General features: G+C 71.8%; 19 protein-coding genes. 7 read left to right on the top strand and 12 right to left on the bottom strand.

Features of this window, described 5'->3' with window-relative positions; genetic code table 11:
• Positions 1-242: 242 nt before the first annotated feature.
• The gene (locus tag ACIBQ6_RS04610; RefSeq protein WP_364333638.1) at positions 243-848 is read right to left on the bottom strand and encodes a TetR/AcrR family transcriptional regulator; all 606 of its coding nucleotides are present in this window, start codon (positions 846-848) and stop codon (positions 243-245) included.
• A gap of 256 nt (positions 849-1,104) precedes the next feature.
• Here ACIBQ6_RS04610 and ACIBQ6_RS04605 point away from each other — a divergent pair, with 256 nt between their 5' ends.
• Both ACIBQ6_RS04605 and ACIBQ6_RS04600 read left to right on the top strand, forming a co-directional pair.
• Positions 1,105-2,436 (top strand): PQQ-dependent sugar dehydrogenase, encoded by a 1,332-nt coding sequence (locus ACIBQ6_RS04605; RefSeq protein WP_397210241.1) that lies wholly within the window; start codon positions 1,105-1,107, stop codon positions 2,434-2,436.
• Positions 2,433-2,903, top strand: coding sequence for a hypothetical protein (locus ACIBQ6_RS04600; protein WP_397210365.1), 471 nt, complete (start codon positions 2,433-2,435; stop codon positions 2,901-2,903). The genes ACIBQ6_RS04605 and ACIBQ6_RS04600 overlap by 4 nt, the downstream gene beginning before the upstream one ends.
• Before the next feature lie 107 nt (positions 2,904-3,010).
• Here ACIBQ6_RS04600 and ACIBQ6_RS04595 read toward each other — a convergent pair whose 3' ends face one another.
• The 4 genes from ACIBQ6_RS04595 to ACIBQ6_RS04580 form a co-directional block, all read right to left on the bottom strand.
• On the bottom strand, positions 3,011-3,577 hold the full coding sequence (locus tag ACIBQ6_RS04595) for a signal peptidase II (RefSeq protein WP_397210239.1): 567 nt from the start codon (positions 3,575-3,577) through the stop codon (positions 3,011-3,013).
• Between the two features lie 84 nt (positions 3,578-3,661).
• On the bottom strand, positions 3,662-4,540 hold the full coding sequence (locus ACIBQ6_RS04590) for a carbohydrate kinase family protein (protein ID WP_397210237.1): 879 nt from the start codon (positions 4,538-4,540) through the stop codon (positions 3,662-3,664).
• Between the two features lie 34 nt (positions 4,541-4,574).
• Entirely contained in the window at positions 4,575-5,600 is a 1,026-nt protein-coding gene (locus tag ACIBQ6_RS04585; RefSeq protein WP_352328468.1) for a LacI family DNA-binding transcriptional regulator, read from the bottom strand.
• Complete coding sequence (locus tag ACIBQ6_RS04580) at positions 5,597-7,066, bottom strand: glycoside hydrolase family 13 protein (protein WP_358292941.1); 1,470 nt, start codon at positions 7,064-7,066, stop codon at positions 5,597-5,599. The genes ACIBQ6_RS04585 and ACIBQ6_RS04580 overlap by 4 nt, the downstream gene beginning before the upstream one ends.
• A 230-nt stretch (positions 7,067-7,296) precedes the next feature.
• Here ACIBQ6_RS04580 and ACIBQ6_RS04575 point away from each other — a divergent pair, with 230 nt between their 5' ends.
• On the top strand, positions 7,297-8,580 hold the full coding sequence (locus tag ACIBQ6_RS04575) for an ABC transporter ATP-binding protein (protein WP_397210236.1): 1,284 nt from the start codon (positions 7,297-7,299) through the stop codon (positions 8,578-8,580).
• Between the two features lie 214 nt (positions 8,581-8,794).
• Entirely contained in the window at positions 8,795-9,418 is a 624-nt protein-coding gene (locus tag ACIBQ6_RS04570; protein WP_397210235.1) for an FMN-dependent NADH-azoreductase, read from the top strand.
• Here the strand turns inward: ACIBQ6_RS04570 and ACIBQ6_RS04565 are convergent.
• From ACIBQ6_RS04565 to ACIBQ6_RS04555, 3 genes are all read right to left on the bottom strand, one after another.
• Entirely contained in the window at positions 9,415-10,596 is a 1,182-nt protein-coding gene (locus tag ACIBQ6_RS04565) for a hypothetical protein (protein ID WP_397210233.1), read from the bottom strand. The genes ACIBQ6_RS04570 and ACIBQ6_RS04565 overlap by 4 nt on opposite strands.
• Positions 10,597-10,781: 185 nt before the next feature.
• Positions 10,782-12,044, bottom strand: a complete 1,263-nt coding sequence (locus ACIBQ6_RS04560) for an acyltransferase family protein (protein ID WP_397210231.1) — start codon at positions 12,042-12,044, stop codon at positions 10,782-10,784.
• Positions 12,045-12,068: 24 nt separating this feature from the next.
• Entirely contained in the window at positions 12,069-13,163 is a 1,095-nt protein-coding gene (locus ACIBQ6_RS04555) for a cation diffusion facilitator family transporter (protein WP_397210229.1), read from the bottom strand.
• A gap of 51 nt (positions 13,164-13,214) precedes the next feature.
• On the opposite strand from ACIBQ6_RS04555, the gene ACIBQ6_RS04550 reads away from it, so the two are divergent.
• The gene (locus ACIBQ6_RS04550) at positions 13,215-13,571 is read left to right on the top strand and encodes a metalloregulator ArsR/SmtB family transcription factor (protein WP_357969218.1); all 357 of its coding nucleotides are present in this window, start codon (positions 13,215-13,217) and stop codon (positions 13,569-13,571) included.
• On the opposite strand, the gene ACIBQ6_RS04545 is transcribed toward ACIBQ6_RS04550, so the two are convergent.
• The 3 genes from ACIBQ6_RS04545 to ACIBQ6_RS04535 form a co-directional block, all read right to left on the bottom strand.
• Positions 13,572-14,735: an acyl-CoA dehydrogenase family protein gene (locus ACIBQ6_RS04545; RefSeq protein WP_397210228.1), complete on the bottom strand. Its 1,164-nt coding sequence runs from the start codon at positions 14,733-14,735 to the stop codon at positions 13,572-13,574.
• A gap of 42 nt (positions 14,736-14,777) precedes the next feature.
• Positions 14,778-15,413, bottom strand: a complete 636-nt coding sequence (locus ACIBQ6_RS04540; RefSeq protein WP_397164333.1) for an amino acid-binding protein — start codon at positions 15,411-15,413, stop codon at positions 14,778-14,780.
• Between the two features lie 265 nt (positions 15,414-15,678).
• The gene (locus tag ACIBQ6_RS04535; protein ID WP_397210226.1) at positions 15,679-18,825 is read right to left on the bottom strand and encodes a bifunctional cytochrome P450/NADPH--P450 reductase; all 3,147 of its coding nucleotides are present in this window, start codon (positions 18,823-18,825) and stop codon (positions 15,679-15,681) included.
• Between the two features lie 54 nt (positions 18,826-18,879).
• Here ACIBQ6_RS04535 and ACIBQ6_RS04530 point away from each other — a divergent pair, with 54 nt between their 5' ends.
• Together ACIBQ6_RS04530 and ACIBQ6_RS04525 are read left to right on the top strand one after the other, a co-directional pair.
• The gene (locus tag ACIBQ6_RS04530; RefSeq protein ID WP_358292969.1) at positions 18,880-19,437 is read left to right on the top strand and encodes a WHG domain-containing protein; all 558 of its coding nucleotides are present in this window, start codon (positions 18,880-18,882) and stop codon (positions 19,435-19,437) included.
• A gap of 70 nt (positions 19,438-19,507) precedes the next feature.
• The gene (locus ACIBQ6_RS04525; protein ID WP_358292972.1) at positions 19,508-20,668 is read left to right on the top strand and encodes a thiolase family protein; all 1,161 of its coding nucleotides are present in this window, start codon (positions 19,508-19,510) and stop codon (positions 20,666-20,668) included.
• A gap of 3 nt (positions 20,669-20,671) precedes the next feature.
• On the opposite strand, the gene ACIBQ6_RS04520 is transcribed toward ACIBQ6_RS04525, so the two are convergent.
• Positions 20,672-20,968, bottom strand: coding sequence for a hypothetical protein (locus tag ACIBQ6_RS04520; protein ID WP_397210224.1), 297 nt, complete (start codon positions 20,966-20,968; stop codon positions 20,672-20,674).
• Positions 20,969-20,983 lie beyond the last annotated feature (15 nt).

Below are 20,983 nucleotides of genomic sequence, written 5' to 3'. Positions count from 1 at the left end.
GGCGTTCCTGGGCCGCGTCCGCGCCAACGGTTGCCTTACCCCGCGCCCGCGCCTCGAACCACCTCCGGCCTCCTCCCCCAGCGGGAAACCTCCGGCCATGGTCACGCCTCCCCTCTTCGGGACGCCCCCGTGACTCCGCCCGGCTGGATGCGGAGCCGAGCAGAACTCTAACACTCGTTAACTCGTGCGGCTACCGGCTTCACTGGGCGGCCACATCGGGCAAGGGCATGACTGAAAGGCCGTCAAGCAGGGGATTCACCTTCATCGCTGGGGTCGGGCAACCCGGCGAGGACGGCGTCGAGCGCGAACTTGAAGTGTTCGACCTGATCGGCCCGCAGGCGGGCGGCCTCGACCGCGTGATAGTGGGGATACCTGTCGGCGGGCAGCTCGGTCCAGTCCCGCGCGGCGGCCTCGTGCAGGACGAGATGCCCGACGCACACGCGCAGCACCGCCCCCTTCACATGATCCGCCTGGTCAGGAGGGAAGCCCGCATCCAAGAGGATCCCGAAGATGGCCTCGTGGAGGCTCATCACGGGCGCGCGCCGGGCGTATGTGGTGATGGACCAGACCGAGGCTCGGGGATGCTCCAGCGACTGCCTGACCATCGAGGCCATGAGCCCGCGAAGCTGATCCTTCCATCCCCCTTCACGAGGGGCCTGAGAGACGATCTTGCTGCACACCTCGTCCACGATGGCCTCCAGCAGCGACTCGCGCCCGTCGAAGTAGTGATAGATCGCCGTCGCCGTCACATCGAGACGTTTGGCCAGCTTACGCATGCTGATCCCGTGAGCGCCGTCCGCCTCGAGGACCTCCAGGCCGGCTTCCAGGATCTTGTGACGGGTGAGCATCAGAATTGACCTCGCGCTTAACACATGTTAGAAATCTAACGGCCGTTAACTCCGGACAGCTTATCCGAGGAGAGAGCATCCTCGGCTGCCGCTCTTACGTGCCGTCCAGTCATCCATCCATGGTCAGCCGCTCACTGGGAGACACCCCGTGTCCACGACATCCGAAGTGACAGCGCCGGCGACGGCCCCGCGCCGCCCAAGACGCCGGATCCTGATGCGAGCCCTGCTTGTGCTGCTCCTGCTCATGGTCCTCGCGGTGGCCGGCGCGGCCTACGCGGTGAACCGGGGCGGAGCCCCGCAGACAGCCGCCCACCTGGGCTCCGACCCCCAGCTCGGGGAACGCGAGACGTTCCCCATCCCCAAGGTCAACGCCCCCGACGTGGTCGGCTGGCCCTCCGGCAGAGCGCCGAAGGCACCGGCCGGCTTCATGGTCACGCGGTTCGCGGGCGAGTTGGAGCATCCCCGCTGGCTCTACGAGTTGCCCAACGGGGATGTGCTCGTGGCCGAGTCGGCCACCCTGCCCAAGGACCCGGAGTCCCCGATCATGGGGCTGTTCTACTGGCTGCGTCGCAACGACGGCTCGACCACCGAACGCAGCGCCAACCGGATCACGCTGCTGCGCGACACCGACGGCGACGGCGTGGCCGACTTCCGCAGCGTGTTCTTGGAGAACCTCAACCAGCCGTTCGGGATGGCGCTGCTGGCCGCGTCCGCCCCGTACTCGCTCGGCCCGGCGGCTCCGAATGGCACCCAGGCGGCCTTCTACGTCGCGGGCACGGACGGCGTCTGGCGATTTCCGTACAAGCTGGGCGAGACCCGGGTCACGGCCGCTGGGAAGAAGATCCTCGACCTGCCGGCCGGCGGCTACAACAACCACTGGACCCGTAACCTGTTCGCCGCCCCTGACGGCACCAAGCTCTACGTCACGGTTGGCTCCTCCAGCAACGCGGGCGAACATGGCCTGGATGCCGAACGACGGCGCGCCGCCATCCTGGAGATCAACCCTGACGGCAGCGGCGAGCGCATCCTGGCTTCCGGCCTCAGAAACCCCAATGGCCTGGCCCTCGAACCACAGTCCAGGACACTCTGGACAGTCGTCAACGAACGCGATCTTCTGGGCGACGATGCCGCACCTGATTACTTCACACGTGTACGCCCTGGTGACTTCTACGGCTGGCCGTGGAGTTATTGGGGGCAGCACGTAGACGAGCGGGTCCAGCCACGGCGTCCCGAGACGGTGGCTCGTGCGCTCCGCCCCGACTACGCCCTCGGCGCTCACACGGCTCCCCTCGGTTTGGCCTTCTCCGAGAGCCCCACGTTCCCCGAGGCCTACCGTGGCGGCGCCTTCATCACCGAACACGGCTCCTGGAACCGCGGCGATCCGGTCGGCTACAAGGTCGTGTACGTCCCCTTCAAGAACGGCATGCCCAGTGCCAAGCCCCAGGACTTCCTGACCGGATTCAAACCGGCCCCCGACGAGAGCACCACGTACGGCCGGCCGGTCGGAGTGATCACGGGCAAGAACGGCCGCCTACTGGTCGCAGACGACGCAGGAAACACCATCTGGCACGTCACGCCCCGATCGTGACCCGCGGGCAGGAGGGTGTCGCGGGCCTCGGGCAGCCGGTCCGGGCCGTGCAGGACCTTGCCCATGATCGCCAGGCCGTTCGCCTCACCAGCCCGGTGCTCCAGCTCGCGGCACAGGGCCAGCGAGCGGTTCAAACTGCCCTCGGCGTCGTAGAGGCGTCCCACCTCCAGGTAGAGGCAGCTGAGGTTGCCCCGTTTGACGGCCTGGGCCTGGGTATGGGCGATGGCCTCGCGAAGCATGAGGGCCCGTTCCAGATGATCGACGGCCTCGCGAAGCATGAGGGCTCGTTCCAGATGATCGACGGCCTCGTGAAGCACGGCCAGGTCGGCGTACGTGGCGCCGGCGTTGCACAGGGCTGCGGTGAGCGCCTCCTGCCAGCCGGTCTCCTCCGCCACACGCATGGCCTCCGCAAGGCGCGTGGCCTCCGTAAGGCGCGTGGCCTCCGTAAGGCGCATGGGCCTCCGTAAGGCGCGTGGCCTCCGTCAAGCGCATGGGCCTCCGTCAGGCGCATGGCCTCCGCGTAGTGGTGGAGGCCGGGCGGCGGTCCACCGCTGCCCGGCCTCCGGTCGTTCGATCAGGCGGCCGAAGACCCCGAGGACGCCGAAGGCGTCGAGGACAGGCGTTCCTCGCCGGGAGCGTCCCCCAGCGGAATCCCGCGGACGCTGAGCAGGAACAGCAGCGCGCACCCGCCCGTCAGGGCGATGTCGGCGACGTTGCCGACGAACAGCCCGCCGTAGTCGATGAAGTCCACCACGTGCCCCTGGGCGAACGCGGGCGGGCGGAAGAGGCGGTCGAGCAGGTGGGAGGTGGCCCCGCCGAGCAGCGCGCCCAGCACCACCCCCCAGGCCGGCGAACGCAGCCGCCGGGACGCGTACAGGATGCCGGCGACCGCCCCGGCGGCGGCCAGCGCGAACACCCAGGTCACGCCCTCACCCAGGGAGAACGCGGCGCCGGAGTTGAGCAGCAGCCGCAACGAGAGCAGCCGCGGGATCACGGTGATCTCCTCACCACCGGACAAAGCCGACAGCGCCCAGAACTTGGACGCCTGATCGACCAGGAGCACCACCGCGGCCAGCACGATCATCCACGCGCGAGGCCGCCTTCCCCGGCTGGTCTCCTGCGGGCCGCGTTCGTCCGACACTCTTGCCTCACAATCCATGGCTTCTCGCCCCGAATCTACCGAACCTTGGTCACGGCCACGCCCACCCGGAGCGGCCACGTTCACTCAGAGCTGGGTCGCCCTGCTGAGCAGTACTTTCTCGGTGATCGGGGATTCGTGGGTGCCCTCGACCGTGCACGCGTGCGCACCGGCGACCGCGCCCAGTGCGACGCACTCGGGGAGCGTCCGGCCGTTCAGCAGGCCGTACAGGAAGCCGGAGACGAAGGCGTCGCCCGCGCCGTTGCTGTCGGCCACCGGGCCGGGCAGGGGCGCGGCGGGAAAGGCCCGTACGTCGGCCGAGTCGCGGGTCAGGACGAGGCAGCCGTCCGCGCCCCGCGTGCAGACGACCGTGTGGGCGCGCCCCTCGGCGAGGATGTCGCGCATCGTGGCCGCCGGGTCGGCCAGCGCGGTGGCCGACAGGAACACCAGGTCGGAGCCGTAGGCGAAGTCCTTCTGGTAGTCGGCGACACCGTCCCAGTCGTGCAGGTCGGTGGAGATGGGGACGCCGTCGAGGTCGGGGTAGACGTGGCGGCAGAAGTCCATGATCGAGATGTGCGCATGCCTGGGCCGCGGACCGGCGTACAGCTCGCGGGGCAGCCGCTCCCCCGGCGTGACCTTGGGGTCGTGCAGGGAGGTGCGCCGCCCGTCGGGGCCGACGAGCAGCACGCTGCGCCGGGTGCCCGCCTGCGCCACCCCCCACCTGCAGTCGATGTCCCGCAGGGCGTGCCTGATCAGCGCGCCCTGCGGGTCGTCGCCGACGAGGTCGGCGAAGGCGACGCCGAGCCCGAGCGCGTGGCAGCCGAGGGCGACCCCGGCCCCGGTGTTCCCGACGCGGTCGACGACGGGCGGCACGTGGTAGGTGTCCTGGTACGGCAGAGGCAGCGCGGGCACGTAGACAGTGGTGTCCACCCCGGCGCCGCCGAGGACCAGCACGTCAGGCGTCATCGGTGGGTCGGCCTTTCACAGAGAGCGTCCGGGATCAGCGGTTGACCAGCGGACCGGAACCGGTGGAGCCGCGCACGACCAGCTCCGGCTGGAAGATCAGCTCGACGTGCTTGGCCGGCGCGCCGCTGACCTCCTCCAGCAGCGTCTGCACTGCGGCCGAGGCCATCGCCCCGATCGGCTTGCGCACGGTGGTGAGCGGCGGGTCGGTGAACGCGATCAGCGGCGAGTCGTCGAACCCGACCACCGACACGTCGCCCGGCACCGCCAGGCCCTTCTGCCGGCAGGCGCGGATCGCCCCGAGCGCCATCAGGTCGCTCGCGCACACGATCCCGGTGCAGCCGCGGGCCAGCAGCTGCGCGGCGGCGGCCTGCCCGCCCTCGACCGAGAACAGCGAGTGGGAGATCAGGTCGTCGACGTCGGTGGCGCCGAGCAGGTGGGCCATCGCCTGCTTGTAGCCCTCGATCTTCCTGATCACCGGGACGAACCGGCGCGGCCCGAGCGCGAGCCCGACGCGTTCGTGGCCGAGGTCGACCAGGTGCTGGACGGCCAGCCGCGCCGCGAGGCGGTCGTCGGGCGAGATGAAGGGCGCGTCGATGTGCTCGCTGTAGCCGTCGACCAGCACGATCGGCAGGCCGCGGTCGATCAGGCGGGTGTAGCGGTCCATCCGGGCGGTGGTGTCGGCGTGCAGGCCGGAGACGAAGACGATGCCGCTGACACCGCGGTCGACCAGCAGCTCGGTGAACTCGTCCTCGGGGGCGCCGCCGGGCAGCTGGGTGCACAGCACGGGCGTGTAGCCGTGCTGGGTCAGCGCCTTCTCGATGGCCTGCGCGAACGCCGGGAAGATCGGGTTGTCCAGCTCGGGCGTGACGAGCCCGATGAGCCCGTTGCTGCGCTGCCTGAGCCGGGGCGGCCGCTCGTAACCCATGAGGTCGAGGGCCGTCATCACCGCCTGCCGGGTGCCTGCCGAGACGCCGGGCTTGCCGTTGAGCACCCGGCTGACCGTGGCCTCACTCACCCCGGCCTGGGCGGCGATGTCGGCTAGGCGAGCGTGACCGTTCATGGAACACACTTTACTTTCCACCAGGCGGCCGAATCGGCTGCTCCGGGGACATCGGAGGCGAGCAGCAGCTCTCCCTCGACGCCGAAGTCGACGGGCGCGCCGGTCAGGTTGACGGTGCACAGCACGTCGCCGCGGGAGAAGACCAGTGTGCCCTCGGGCGAGTCGTGCCAGACCAGGTCGCCGTCCAGGGAGCGGCGCAGGCGCAGCGCGGCGCGGTAGAGCTCCAGGGTGGAGCCCGTGACGCCGTCCTGGGCCTGGACGCTGAGGTCCGCCCAGTCGGCCGGGATCGGCAGCCACGGGTCGCGCCAGCCGAGCTCGCGGGTCCACGGCAGCGGCACGCGGCAGCCGTCCCGCCCGCTGTCGGGGTCGCGCAGCCGCTGCGGGTCCTGGCACACCTCGTCCGGCAGGTCGAGCACCTCGGGAAGGCCCAGCTCCTCGCCCTGGTAGACGTAGGCCGAGCCGGGCAGCGCGAGGGTCAGCAACGCCGCGGCGCGGGCTCTGGCCAGGCTGCCGTAGCGGGTGACGTGCCGCTTGACGTCGTGGTTCGACAACACCCAGGTGGTGGGGGCGCCCACGGAGCCGGCCGTGGCGAGCGAGGAGTCGATCACCGCGCGCAGCTCGGCGGCGTCCCACGGGGTGAACAGGTAGTGGAAGTTGAAGGCCTGGTGGAGCTCGTCGGGCCGGACGTACATGGCCAGGCGTTCGGCGGTGGGCGCCCACGCCTCGGCGACGCCGATGCGCTCGCCGGGGTAGGAGTCGAGCACCCGCCGCCAGGCCCGGTGGATCTCGTGCACGCCGTCGTTGTCGAAGTACGGCACCGGCTCGCGGCCGATCATCCTGGTCTGGTTGGGGTGGCCGATGTCGGGCAGGCCGGCCGGTTTGACCATGCCGTGCGCCACGTCCACGCGGAAGCCGTCCACGCCCAGGTCGAGCCAGAAGCGCAGGATCGACTCGAACTCGCCGCGCACCTCGTCGTCGTCCCAGTTGAGGTCGGGCTGGGCGGGGTCGAACAGGTGCAGGTACCACTGGCCGTCCTCGACCTGCGTCCAGGCCGGGCCGCCGAAGATCGACTCCCAGTCGTTGGGCTGGTCGCGGAAGATGTACCGATCGCGCCGCTCGCCGCGCAGCGCGGCCTGGAACCAGGCGTGCGCCGACGAGGTGTGGTTCGGCACGACGTCCACGATGACGCGCAGGCCGTGGCCGTGAGCCTCGTCGATGAGCGCCTTGGCGTCGGCCAGGGAGCCGAACAGCGGGTCGACGTCCCGGTAGTCGGCCACGTCGTAGCCGAAGTCGGCCATCGGCGAGGTGTAGAAGGGCGTCAGCCAGACGGCGTCCACCCCCAGCTCGACCAGGTACGGCAGGCGATCGCGCACGCCTATCAGGTCGCCGACGCCGTCGCCGTTGCCGTCGGCGAAACTGCGCACGTAGACCTGGTAGATCACGGCGTCACGCCACCACATGTTCATGGATCTCCCCCCGGGTTTCCGCACCATGAAAGCCCTTGCCGCAAGTTTACGCAAGCCCTTCCATGCACCTCGTTTCGGGATTTATGGGTATACGGCCGCCTAAAACCCCTGGCCGAAACCCCGGCGAGTGAGATTCTTTATGTCAAGGGTGGACATCCAGCGTTAAGGCGCGATGTACTACCTCTTCAATCAGCCTCGTCACAGGTGACACGCGCGCAAGGTGTGGGCCCATGAGCTCGGTCGTTCTCGACAAAGTGACCAAGGTGTATCCGGGCGACTACCTGGCAGTCGACCGGCTGAGCCTGCAGGCCGAGGATGGCGAGTTCCTCGTCCTCCTCGGTCCTTCCGGTTGCGGCAAGTCCACGCTGTTGCGGATGATCGCCGGCCTGGAGGAGATCACGGAAGGCGATCTCTGGCTGGACGGCCAGCTCGCCAACCACCTGCCGCCGCGCGACCGCGACGTGGCCATGGTGTTCCAGAACGGCGCCCTCTACCCGCACCGGACCGTGCGCGGGAACATCGCCTTCCCCCTGGAGATCGCCAAGTCGGACCCGGCGATGGTGCGCGACCGCGTCACCGAGCTGTCGAAGGCGCTGCACATCGACGAGACGCTCGACCGCCGCCCCGGCACCCTGTCGGGCGGCCAGCGGCAGCGCGTGGCGATGGGCCGGGCGATCGTCCGGCAGCCGAAGCTGTTCCTCATGGACGAGCCGCTGTCGAACCTCGACGCCGGCATGCGCACCGAACTGCGGATGGAGATCTCCGCGCTGGTCAGGTCGCTCGGGGTCACCACGATCTACGTCACGCACGACCAGGTCGAGGCGCTCACCCTGGCCGACCGGATCGCGATCCTGAATCGCGGGGTCCTGCAGGACGTCGGCACTCCGGCCCAGATTTACAACGATCCAGCGACGGCGTTCGTGGCCGCCTTCCTCAACTCCCAGCAGTTGAACCTGTTGGCGGCCGGTGTCAGAACGCCGCAGAACCAGTACGTCATGCTCGACTTCGGCCCGCACCGGCTCACGATGCCCTGGAGCGATCCCAGGGCGTACGCGATCTCTCAGCACACGGGCGGGCAGGTGCTGGTCGGCATGCGTCCCGACGGGCTGGCGCCGGTTCCGGAGTCGTATGAAGGGCCGTCCTTCTACGGGCGGGTGCGGGCGCTGGAATACCACGGGCACGAGTGGCTGGCGTACCTGGAGTGCGGCATGCCGGCGATGCCGGTGCCCGAGCCGCCGGACCCGCGCGCCCGCCTCAACGGCGAGCGCAACGGCGCGGGCGGGCTGACCGGCATGGTGCGGCGGCTCTTCTCGCAGCGCGCGCCGGAGCACGAGGAGCAGGAGCAGGTCGGCCAGAACGTGGGCAGCGGCTTCCACCGCCGCTCTGACCTGATCGTCCGGCTGGGCAACCGGCCGATGTGGCGGGCGGGGGACGCGGCGAAGGTCGCGGTGGACCTGTCCCGCCTCATGATCTTCACCCTGGACGGCGCCCGCATCGACCCGCCGCGCCGCTGACCTCTGGCGCGCCTCGAAAGAACAGCGGTATCGACACCCCCGTCACCACCGTCGAGCGCACCGACCTGACGCCCCGCCGGACTCGCGCCGCACCCACCGTGCCGCGCGGGCCCGGCTTTCGCCATGCCCCGGCACAGCATCACCTTGACCAAGCGGACCTCGGTCCGTATCGTTGGCGACACTAAACGGACCGCAGTCCAGAAAGGTGTCCGCCATGTCCAGGTTGCTGCACATCTCCGTCTCACCCCGCGGCACGGAATCGATCTCCGCCGCCATCGCCGAGACGTTCGTCCAGGAGTACCTCGCCACCCACCCCGCCCACACCGTGGACCGCTTCGACCTCTGGGACGGCACGCTGCCCGAGTTCGGCCCCGCCGCCGCCCGCGCCAAGATGACGGTGTTCGGCGGCGGCACCCCCGCGGGCGAGGAGGCCGAGGCCTGGGCCGCGGCGGTCAGGACGTTCGAGCGCTTCGACGCCTACGACCGCTACCTGTTCAGCGTGCCGATGTGGAACGCGGGCGTGCCGTACAAGCTCAAGCAGTTCATCGACGTGGTCAGCCAGCCCGCGATGATCTTCGACGTGCACCCGGAGACGGGGTACCGCGCGCTGCTGACCGGCAAGCGGGCGGCCGTCGTCTACACCAGCGCGGTGTGGGGGCCGCGGCTCGGCCCGGAGTTCGGCGCCGACTTCCAGTCCACGTTCTTCGGCGACTGGCTGCGCTGGACGGGCATCGCCGACGTCCAGGAGATCCGCCACCACCCCACGCTCACCGGCTCCTACGACGCCGAGCGCAAGCAGGCCGACGAGCACGCCCGCCGCGTCGCCAGGACCTTCTAGACCGTCGCCGGGCTCCAGCGCGGACCGGCCGGGGTGTCCTCCACGGTCACGCCGCCGCGCGCCATCGCCTCGCGCAGCGCGTCCGCGATCTCGTACCGCCCCTCCCCCCGCAGCCGCGCGCGCAGGTCGAGCAGGGGTTCGACCAGGGGGCGCAGACCGGCGGTCGCGGCGGCCTCGCCCAGCCGGGCGATCAGCAGCCGCATCAGCTCCCGGGCCTGGCCGACCCCGCCGGCGTCCTCCTCGGTGTCGGCCGCCCACGTGACGATCTCCGCCTCCAGGTCGAGCACGAGCCGCGCCGCCGCCGCCAGGTCCGGCTTGCCGACCGCGTCCTCGAACGACTGCTCGCAGGAGCGGATCGTCTCCTCCAGCGTGACGGCGGGCCCCCCGGCGGCGCGGGCGGCGGGCGGTAACGGCGGGACCGCGCCGGACATGGCGCCCGCCGCCAGGCCGCGGACGGCGGCCAGGTTCGTCCGCGTCCCGGCCGGCAGGACGGTCACCGCCCCCGGACGCCGTACGGTCAGGCCGCCGCGCCCGGCCACCTCCACCGCCTCCGACTCCAGGTCGATGATCAGCGCCGTGTGCTCGTCGAGCCCCAGGACGGCGGTCTCCGGTGGCAGCTCCCGCTCCATCCGCGACAGCCGCCGCTCGCCCAGATAGCAGTAGCGGGTGTCGTGGGTGCCGCCCTCGGCGTTGTCGAAGTGGGGGATCAGCACGGCCCGCAGGCCCAGCTGCTCCAGCAGGCCGATCCCCTCGCGCCAGTGAGGCTCGGCGCCCACCTTGTAGATCTCGTAGACGGGCACGGTGGCCAGGCCCGCGGTGCAGGCGGCGGCCGAGGCCAGCACGGTCACCCCCTGCCGGGAGCGCACCCGGGCACGCAGGTCGCCGCCCACGCCGGAGGCGGCCCACCGGTCGAGCGCGTACGTGGGGCTGCCCGGCCCGGAGAACACCCAGTCGGCGCCCGTGATCGCGGTGGCCACTTCGACCTCCAGCCCGACGCTGCGGGCGAAGTAGCGGCGGGCACGGGCGGAGATGTCGGCGGCGTTCTCCTGGAAGGCGTAGGGCGTGTCGAGCAGCACGGCACGGGCCCCAGCGCGCAGCCCGTGGGCCACCGCGCGGTGGACCTCGACCATGGTCGGGCTCGTCTCCCCTGACCCCATGAGCACCAGCGAACCCGGCATGACCTCGGCCCCTTCCCACCCGCCGGCGACCGCGGGGCCCCGGCACGCGCCCTGACCAGCCCCGGGCCCGGCGAGCGCCCCGAGGAGGCCGCACGACGGCCCGGCGGGGTCCGCGCCGATGACCCGCACCCCATCTTGCACTCCACGAGCCGGCGGCACGAGCCCGGCGAGAGGATCGTGCCGGCCTACGCGGTGTGCCCCGAGCCGTCGCCCTGGCCGCCCACGGCCGAGGCTCCCGTGACGGGGACCGCGCGCGGCGCGGCGCCCGCGGCGGCGGACCGCCGGGTGACCCGCCGGCCCAGCGCCTGCATGGGGCGTTCGACGTAACGGTAGGAGAGCGCGCTGACGGCCAGGATCAGCGCCAGGGCCAGCCCGGCCATCGCGAGCTGGTACGGCAGCGGCGCCCGCCGCAGGTCACCGGTGACCTCCACGAAGTACTTCAGCAGCGGATGGTGCACCAGGTAGAGCGAGTAGCTGATCAGCCCGAGCCAGGTGAGCACCGCGGGCAGCCGGCGCCCGCGCAGCGCCATCGCGCCCGCGAAGGTGGCCGCCGCCAGCGCGATCGTGGTCAGCCACACGTCGGCCTCGACCCACCACCAGCCGCTCTCGATCGCCCACACCGGAGCCACGACGACCAGCGCCGCCGTCACCGCGACCGGCCACAGGCCGCCGCGCCCGCGCTCCCAGCGGTGGATCGCCGTGCCGGCGAACATGACCGCGACCACGGCCGCGCCCAGCCACGGCACCCGGCTGCTCAGCAGCAGCAACGCCAGCGCCATCAGCCCGAGCAGGCACGCCGCGGTCCGGCGGAACCAGCCGCCGACCACGCAGGCGAGCCCGGCGGCGAACACCGCGCACGACACGTACGCCGGCCATCCGCCCCGCAGCACCGCCCCCGACACCACCAGCCCCACCGCCACGGACGCCCCGGCGAACAGGACGGACACCAGCCCGCTGCGCTCGTGCGCCCCGATCAGGAACAGCGCCGTGACCAGCAGGTAGAACACCATCTCGTACGACAGCGTCCACATCGTGTCGGCCACGCCGCCCACGCTCACGACGTCGAGCAGCATGGTCGCGTGGGCCGCCACCGCGCTCCCGTCGCGCGGCACGCCCTCGCGCACCGGCACCCACCAGGACGCGGCCAGCACCAGCGCGATCACGGCCAGGTAGAGGGGGTAGAGGCGGAAGGCGCGGCTGGCCCAAAAGGCCCGCACGTCGCCGTGGCGTTCCAGCGAGGTCGGGATGATGTACCCGCTGACCAGGAAGAACACCAGGATGCCGTAGACGCCGAGACTGAACCAGTAGGGGCGCAGCGCGGGCAGGAACCACGGCAGCAGGTGCTCGGCGACCACCGCGAGCGCGCCGATGCCGCGCAGGGCGTCGAGCCAGGCGAGCCTGGACGGCGCGCCTGGCGTGGTCGGGTGGGGGGTCGCGGCGGTCGGCACCCGCCCCAACTTACCCGCAGCGGGCTAGGTGATGCGGTGGGTCGCCAGGGACGCGTGGTGGTCGGCTCCGTCGGGGCCGCAGGGGTCGGTGTGGACGGTGGCGGCGCGCAGGCGCGGCAGGTCGTGGATCAGGCGGTGCTCGGCCTCGACCGCCACGGCGTGCGCGTCCACGACCGACATGGCGTGGTCGACCAGGATCTCGACCTCGGCGTGCAGGGCGTGGCCGAGCCAGCGCAGGCGCACCGAGCCGACGCGCTCGACGCCGGGGACGCCGGCCAGGATGCGTTCGGCCTCGTCCACCAGGGCGGGGTCGACGGCGTCCATGAGACGGTGGTAGATCTCGCGGGCGGCGTCGCGCAGCACGAAGCAGATGGCGACCGTGATCAGCAGGCCCACGACCGGGTCGGCGATCGGGAAGCCGAGCGCCGCGCCGCCCGCGCCGAGGAGCACGGCCAGGGAGGTGAAGCCGTCGGTCCTGGCGTGCAGGCCGTCGGCCACGAGCGCGGCCGAGCCGATCTGGCGGCCCACGGTGATGCGGTAGCGCGCCACCCACTCGTTGCCGACGAACCCGGCCAGCGCGGCGGCGGCGACCCAGCCGAGCGCCCGGACGTCCTGGGGCTCGACGAGCCGCCGGACGGCCTCGTACCCGGCGAGCGCGGCCGAGGCGGCGATGAGCACGACGATGACGATGCCCGCGAGGTCCTCGGCCCTGCCGTAGCCGTAGGTGAAGCGGCGGGTGGCGGCCCGGCGGCCGAGCGAGAACGCGATGGCCAGCGGGACGGCGGTCAGCGCGTCGGCCAGGTTGTGCAGGGTGTCGCCGAGCAGCGCGACCGACCCCGACGCCACGACGATCACGGCCTGGACCACGGCGGTGAGCATGAGGACCGCGAAGGACACGGCCAGCACGCGCATGCCCCGGCTGCTGGACTCCAGGGCGCTGTCGGTTCTGGCGGCGCTGTCGTGGCTGTGCGGCGTTAACACGTGCGCGGCCTTGGCGGCCAGCGCCCTGAGCCCCCGCCGCTCCCCCGGACCGTGGCCATGCCCATGGCCATGCCCATGGCCGTGACCGTGACTGTGACCGTGCCCGTGACCGTGCGGATGGGTATCGGAGTCAGACATGAGCACCCCTTCGCTTGCGCGTCTCGTCCGCTCCGGCCAGGATATGTAGTCATGTACGCACGCGACAACGTCTCAGGTGCGGACCACTCGCAGGAGCAACCCACTCCCGCCCAGGTCAACGCCGCCGTGGACGCCTTCCGCATGCTCAGCGACGCCACCCGGCTCCGGCTGATGTGGGAACTGTCAGCCGGTGAGCTGGACGTGAACTCCCTGGCCGAGGCGGTCGGCGCGGCGCGCCCGTCGGTGTCGCAGCACCTGGCCAAGCTCCGGCTGGCCGGTCTGGTGGACACCCGCAGGGACGGCCGCCGGGTGCTCTACCGCGCCCGCGACGGGCACGTGCGGGCGCTCATCGCCGAGGCGCTGTCCCATGCCGACCACGAGGTCTCGGGGCTGCCCCGGCACGACTAGCTACCAGCCCACCCGGCCCTTGCCGGAGACGAGGGCGCGGGCGATCACCAGCCGCTGCACGTCGTTGGTGCCCTCGCCGATCGCCATCAGCGGCGCGTCCCGGTAGAGCCGTTCGACCACGAACTCCTGGGAGTAGCCGTAGCCGCCGTGGATGCGCATCGCCTCCAGCGACGCCTTCAGCGCCACCTCGGAGGCGAAGTACTTGGCCATGCCCGCCTCCATGTCCACCCGCTCGCCGCCGTCGGCCCGGGCCGCGGCCCAGTACGTGAGCAGCCGCGCGGCCTGGATCTCGGTGGCCAGGTCGGCGAGCTTGAGCTGGACGGCCTGGAAGTCGGCGATGGGCTGCCCGAACGCGGTGCGCTCGCGCGCGTACTCCAGGGCGGCGTCGTAGGCCGCCTGCGCGACGCCGACCGCGCGGGCGGCGATGTTGACCCGGCCGATCTCCAGCCCGCCCAGCACCTGCTGCATGCCGCGTCCCTCGACGCCCCCGAGCAGCGCCGAGACCGGCACGCGGACCTCGTCGAGCACGACCTCGCAGGTCTCGGTGCCCTTGTAGCCGAGCTTGGGCAGGTCGCGGCTGACGCCGAAGCCGGGCGAGGCCGGATCGACGAGCAGCACCGACATGCCCTTGTGGGCGGGCTCGGTGACCGAGGTCTTGACCAGGACGGGCAGCGGGTCGGCGTGCCGGGCGTTGGTGATCCACGTCTTGGTGCCGGTCACCACGTAGTGGTCGCCGTCGCGGACCGCGCGGGTCTGGATGCCCTGCAGGTCGGTCCCGGCGCCGGGCTCGGTGAGCGCGATGGCGGTACGCCGGACGCCCGCGGCCAGGTCGGCGAGGTGGAGGCGTTTCTGCTCGTCGGTGCCGTGTCTGGCGATCATCCAGCAGGCCAGCGAGTGGGAGCCGATCGTGCCGGCCACGCCCATCCAGCCGCGCGCGATCTCCTCGAAGACCAGCGCGAAGGAGACCATGTCCGCGCCGAGGCCGCCGTACTCCTCGGGGACGGTCAGCCCGAACAGCCCCATCTGCTTCATCTTCTCGACGATCTCGGTGGGGTAGCGGCCCGAGTGCTCCCACTCGGTGGCCACGGGCAGGATCTCCTTCTCCACGAAGGCGCGCAGGGTCTCGCGGAAGGCCTTCTGCTCGTCGGTCAGCTCGAAATCCATGGCCTCAGGTCCTCTGCGCGGGAGGGACGGTCGAGGCTCACGTTATTCGTCTGATGTTTGGCCGGTCAATCGTGCGGGCGCTCGGGCGGTCAGCTTGGCGACGACGTCCACGATGCGGACCGCGCGTTCCAGCTCGGCCCGGTGGAAGACGGGCCCGCCGGCGCGGGCGACGACGACGTGCATGCCCTGCGGGACGAGGGGCAGCAACATCAGCCGCAGGTCCGCCGAGTCCAGCGTGATCGCGCGCGGCGGCGGGTCGGGCAGGTTCAGCACCTCCGGCGCGGCCATCGAGGCGTGCCGGACGGCTCCGTCCTCGACCGCGACCGACCACTCGGCGCCGCACAGCGCGGGCAGGGCGTCCACCAGCGTGGCCAGGCCGCGCGCCGGTTCCGTCGCCACGTGCATGAGCAGGTCGTAGTCGGGGGCGGAGCCGGGCACGTCGCGGGTGGGCCAGACGCCCTCGACGCGTACGCCCGGCGTCGCGGACAACCGCTCGCAGACCTCCGTCGCGCTGATCGGGCCCGGCCAGGACACGATGAAGTCGTCCACGGCCCGGCCGGTCTCCCGTTCCAGCACGGTGACCTGCAGGATGTCGGCGCCGAGCGTCCCCAGCGCCTTCGCGACCTGGCCAAGGCCGCCCGGCCGGTCCGGCAGGGACACCCTCAGTCGCAGCAGCATTGGCCGCCCCCTTTCCCAGAGGCTCTCACAGTGCCGTGGACAGGTTTCGCGTATGTTCCACGGATATGTCGCGCATGCTGCGCTTATATCCCAGGATCCGGCGCTAAGTCCGGATTGTCGAACCTGGGTGGCGGTTTGAGCAGGTGTTTTCCCAAAAACGACCAAGGATCGTTCAAGGATCAGGCAGACCGATCCCCGCACGTGGGGATCGGGCGGGGGATCAGGCGGGGATCAGGCAAGGGATCAGGGTGAGGTCAGCCGGGGGTCAGGCGAACACGTCCTGCTGGTAGCGGCCGTCCGCCTCCAGGGCGGCCAGCCAGGCCGCGCCGTCCTCGCCGCCTTCTCCGCCCTCGCCGGCGTGCCGCCGGTGGACGTCCAGCAGCGCCTGGCGGACCGCCGGGGCCATGCGCAGGCCGTCGCCGCAGACGTACACGTACGCGCCCTGCTCCAGCAGCTCCCACAGCTCCTCGGCGTGATCGGCCACGGCGTCCTGGACGTACCGGTACGGATGCCCGGCCACGGCCGAGAACGCGGTGTGCACGTTCACCTCCGCGCGGGCGGCCCAGGCGGTCACCTCGTCCCGGTACAGCCAGTCGTGGTCGGGGTGGCGGCAGCCGGTGAACACCTCGGCCCGGCCGCCCGCCCCGCTCAGCGCCCGCTCCTCCAGGAAGCCGCGCAGCGGCGCGAACCCCGTGCCGGGGCCGACCAGGATCACCGGGGTGGCCGGATCGGCGGGCAGCCGGAACGGCGGCGCGGGCACGCGTACGTATCCGTAGAACACCTCACCGGGCCGCAGCCCGGCCAGGTACGCCGAGCACATGCCCTGGTAGGTGCCGCTGCCGGACCAGGCCGGCCCCTCGACCAGCCCGACGGTGAGCCGCACCAGGTCGGGGCCGGCCAGCGGCGAGGAGGACACCGAGTAGTAGCGCGGCCGGATCGGCCCGGCCATCTCCAGGAACACCGGCAGCGGCAGCTCGACGGCCGGGAAGCGCTCCAGCAGAGCCAGCGGCGAGACCCGCTTGGCCAGGATCTCGTCGGCGTAGTTCGCGGTCAGCTCGGCGAGCTGGCCGCGCGTCCAGGGGCAGCCGGTGTGCGCGGCCAGGGCCTCCAGGTCGGCCCTGGTGGCCACCTCCTGCAGCTCGGCGAACTCGGTCAGCAGCAGGCCGGCCGTCACCGGCGTGTCCACGGGCAGGTGGGTGGCGCCGGCGGCGCGCAGCCGCACCACCTGCTCGCGCGGCACCCGCAGGCAGCGCAGGGCCCACTCGACCAGCTCGGGGTCGTTCTTGGCGAAGACGGCGACGTGGTCGCCCGCCGTGTAGGTGACGCCCTCGGGCAGGCGGGCCACGATGGAGCGCACGCCGGGCCTCGGCGCCTCGGCCGAGAAGTCCCACAGCCCGGCGGGGTCGCCGGTCAGCTCCTCGTTGGACACGACGGTCATCGGCACGGCCCGCTCGGACACGACGGCCGGCCTGACCTCGCTCTCGCCGAGCACCTCCATCTCGTAGCGCGGCCCGGCCGCGCCCGCCGGGGCGCTGTACTCGTCGGCCAGCGCCGCCCACAGCCGGGCCGTCCACGCCGAGACGTCGCCGTCGAAGTCGCCGTCGGCGTCGGCCTCGCCGCGCTCGACGAGCGGCACCGCCCCGGCGGCGGTCAGCTTCTCGCCGGCCCGGCGCGGGAAGTCCTGGTACGTCGGCCACTGGGAGTTGCCGCAGCCGAGCACCGCCAGGCGCACGCCCGACAGGTCGGGCAGCTCCTCCAGGGCGTCGAAGCGCTGGGCGTTGTCGGGGGCCTTGCCGTTGTAGGAGGAGGCGACCACGACGAGCAGGCCCTGCGAAGGCGGCGTCAGGTCGTCCAGGGTGGTCAGGGTGGTGGCGAAGCCGGACCGGCCGGCCCGCTCGGCCAGCCGCTCGGCGATGTCGGCGGCGGTGCCCAGGTTGGAGCCGTAGGCGACGGTGAGCGGCACTCCGGTGACCGCGAGGTCGTGCCGCTCCCCCTCACCGGCGGCCTGGACGCCGGCGGCGGGGGCGGTGCGCTCGTGGGCGCGGCGCTCGCGCACCCGCAGGGTGAACCCGTCGGGCTTGATGGTCAGCGTCTGCTTGATCTTCATCCGGTAGGCGTCGGGGTCGGAGACGGCGAAGCGGCGCAGGATCATGGCCAGGGCGAGCCGGGCCTCGGTCAGCGCGAACTGGCGGCCGATGCAGGCCCGCTCGCCGTTGCCGAACGGCTTGTACGCCGCCGGGTGGTGGGCCTTCTTGTGCTCCGGCAGCCAGCGGTCGATGTCGAACTCCGCCGGCCGCTCCCACGCCTTGGGGTGGCGGTGCAGCGACGGCAGCAGCACGGCGACGCTCTGGTCGGCCTCGATCTCGTACCCGCCGATGGTGGTGGCCTCGACGGCGCTGACGGCGAAGGCGGGGATCGGCGACCAGATCCGCAGCGTCTCCTCCAGGATCCGGGGGATGACGTCGAGCTTCATGATCGTCTCGTAGCTGGGCGGCTCGTCGCCGGGCAGCAGGCGGTCGACCTCGTCGTAGGCCCTGGCCAGGGTGTGCGGGTCGCGCAGCAGGTTGTACAGGGCGAAGGAGAGCAGGCCGCTGGTGGTCTCGTGCCCGGCGATCAGGAAGGTGAGCACCTGGTTGCGGATGTTCTCGTCGGACAGGCGGCCGCCGGTCTGCGGGTCGGCGGCCGCCAGCATGAGGCCGAGCAGGTCCTTGGCGTCGCCGGCGCCCGCTCCGGGCAGCTCTGTGCGGCGCTGCTTGATCACGTCGTCCACCAGGGCGCGCATGGTCTCGATGTCGCGGCGGTAGGCGTCCTCGTGGCCGCGCTTCAGCTTGGTGACGAACGGGAGCTGCTGGTTGCGCAGCATGGCCTCGGTCAGCGCGCCGCCCATGGCCTTCAGGAACGGGTGCAGCTCGGGAGAGGCGAAGGAGTCGAACCGGAAGCCGAAGCCGGTCAGCGAGATCGTGTCCAGCGTGAGCCGGGTCATGTCGTCGGCCACGGGCAGGTCCTGCCCCTGGCGGCCGGCCCACGAGGCGACGAGCTGCTCGGCGACCTCCAGCATCTGCGGGTAGTACGCCTTCATCGAGCGCTGGCTGAAGGCGGGCAGCAGGATGCGGTGCGCCTGCCCCCACACCGGCTCGTGCGGCTCGGCGGTGAACAGGCCGTCGCCGCCGAAGTCGCGCACGATCGACAGCGGCGGCTTGATGCGCTTGACGAACCTGCTCTCGTCGCACACCTCCGCGACCAGGTCGGGGTCGTAGACGAGCACGATCGTGCGGCCGGCGACCTCCAGCCGGAAGATGCCCTCCTCGTACCGCTCGGCGACCTTGACGAAGTGCTCCACCGGCGAGTGGGCCGGGATCTGCAGCGTGTTGCCCAGGATCGGCAGGCCCTGCGGGGCGGGGATACGCCTCATGAGTGCTCCCTTCGGGTAGCCATACACCGTATGGCTGACGCTACCATACGCTGTATGGCAGTGAGCGCGCGCAGGGGAGCTCCCCTGAGTCTTGACGAGATCTGTTCCACGGCGCTTCGCCTGATCGACGAGGCCGGCGTCGAGGGGTTGTCGATGCGGAAACTGGCCGCCGAGCTCGACGTCAACCCCATGTCGGTCTACCACCACGTCGCGAGCAAGGAGGCGCTGCTGGCCCGCATCTGCGAGACGGTCAGCGTCCGGCTGCCGCTGCCGCCCGACGACGGCACCCCGTGGCAGGACCAGCTCCGCGCCCTGGCCCTGGCCTACCACCGGCACGCCCGGCAACATCCGGCCATGTGGAACTACCTGCACAACCACCCCGAGTTCAGCGAGGACCGGCGGCTGCCGCTGTGGCAGGCGCTCTACCGCATCCTGCGCGCCTCCGGGGTGCCCGAGGAGGAGCTGCGGCGGACGAGCGAGGTGCTGCACGCGTTCGTCTCGGGGTTCGTCTTCGCCGAGACGCGGGGGCACCTGAGCGGCGACCCCGAGGAGGTCGAGCGCAGCTTCGACGTCGCCCTGCACATGATCATCAATGGCCTGGCCGCCCGATGACGCCTGCGTTGGAAAGTCCAACCCGCTCACGTTAGAGTGAGTTGGAATTTCCAACGGACAGGAGGCCGCGATGCGCGACGCCGTCATCGTGCAAGCCGTACGCACCCCCATCGGCAAGGGCAAACCCGGCGGCGGGCTGCACGGGACGCACCCCGTCGACCTGCTCGCCCACGCCCTGCGCGCCCTGATCGAGCGCAGCGGCGTGGACCCGTCGCTGGTCGACGACGTGATCGGCGGCTGCGTCGACCAGGTGGGCGAGCAGGCCATGAACACCACCCGCTACGCCTGGCTGGCCGCCGGCTTCCCCGACTCGGTGCCCGCGGTCACGGTCGACCGGCAGTGCGGCTCGTCCCAGCAGGCCGTGCACTTCGCCGCGCAGGGCGTCATGTCCGGCGCGTACGACCTGGTCGTGGCCTGCGGCGTGGAGTCGATGAGCCGGGTGCCCATGTGGTCGAACGTGCCGCCGGGCGCCGACCCGTTCGGGCCCTCGGTGGCCGCGCGCTTCCCCGGCGGGCTGGTCCCGCAGGGCGTCAGCGCCGAGCTGATCGCCGCCAAGTGGTCGCTGAGCCGCGAGCAGATGGACGTCTTCGCCGCCGCCTCCCACGCCAAGGCCGCCGCCGCGGACTTCGGCGCCGAGCTCGCCCCGATCGCCGGCCTGGACCGCGACGAGTCGATCCGGCCCGCCACCACGCCCGAGATCCTGGCCGGGCTGCGGCCCGCCTACGCCGACCCCGGCTACGCCGAGCGTTTCCCGCAGATCAGCTGGTCGGTCACCGCGGGCAACGCCAGCCCGATCAACGACGGCGCGGCGGCCGTCCTGATCACCAGCTCCGAGACCGCCGCGCGGCTCGGCCTGCGCCCGCTGGCCCGGCTGCACAGCTTCGCCGTCACCGGCTCCGACCCGCTGCTCATGCTCACCGGCGTGATCCCGGCCACGGAGAAGGTGCTGCGTCGCGCCGGGCTCGCGCTGTCCGACATCGACCTGTTCGAGGTGAACGAGGCCTTCGCCAGCGTCGTGCTGGCCTGGTTGCAGGAGACGGGAGCCGACCCGGCGAAGGTCAACGTCAACGGCGGCGCCATCGCCCTCGGCCATCCGCTCGGCGCCAGCGGCGCCCGCATCACGACCACGCTCGTGCACGCCATGCGCACGCGCGGCGCCCGCTACGCCCTGCAGACCATGTGCGAGGCGGGCGGCCTGGCCAACGCGCTCGTGCTGGAGAACGCCGGCTGAGGCTCAGGCGGCGGCCCAGACGGCCTCGAACGCCGCCTCGGTGATCTCGGTCAGCTCCCAGATCTCCAGCGGCTGGTCGGTGAGGAAGCCGCGATCGTCCTGGAGCCGGCCCCACCAGTAGCGGTGGGCGACGCGGTCGGCGCCGACCTCGATCTGCCTGATCGCCCAGTGTTCGCCGTCGCCCTCGACGCTCTCGAACAGCCAGACGCGCCCACCGGGATCGGCGGTGTGCCAGAAGCGGTGGGGCACGTCGGCCTCGGCGAGCTGCTTGACCAGCGGCAGGCGAAGATCCGGGACCATGCCCCGTAGGCTACA

Source organism: Nonomuraea sp. NPDC049655 (assembly GCF_044465465.1).
GTDB lineage: Bacteria > Actinomycetota > Actinomycetes > Streptosporangiales > Streptosporangiaceae > Nonomuraea.
This window is presented reverse-complemented; position numbering and strand designations above follow the sequence as displayed.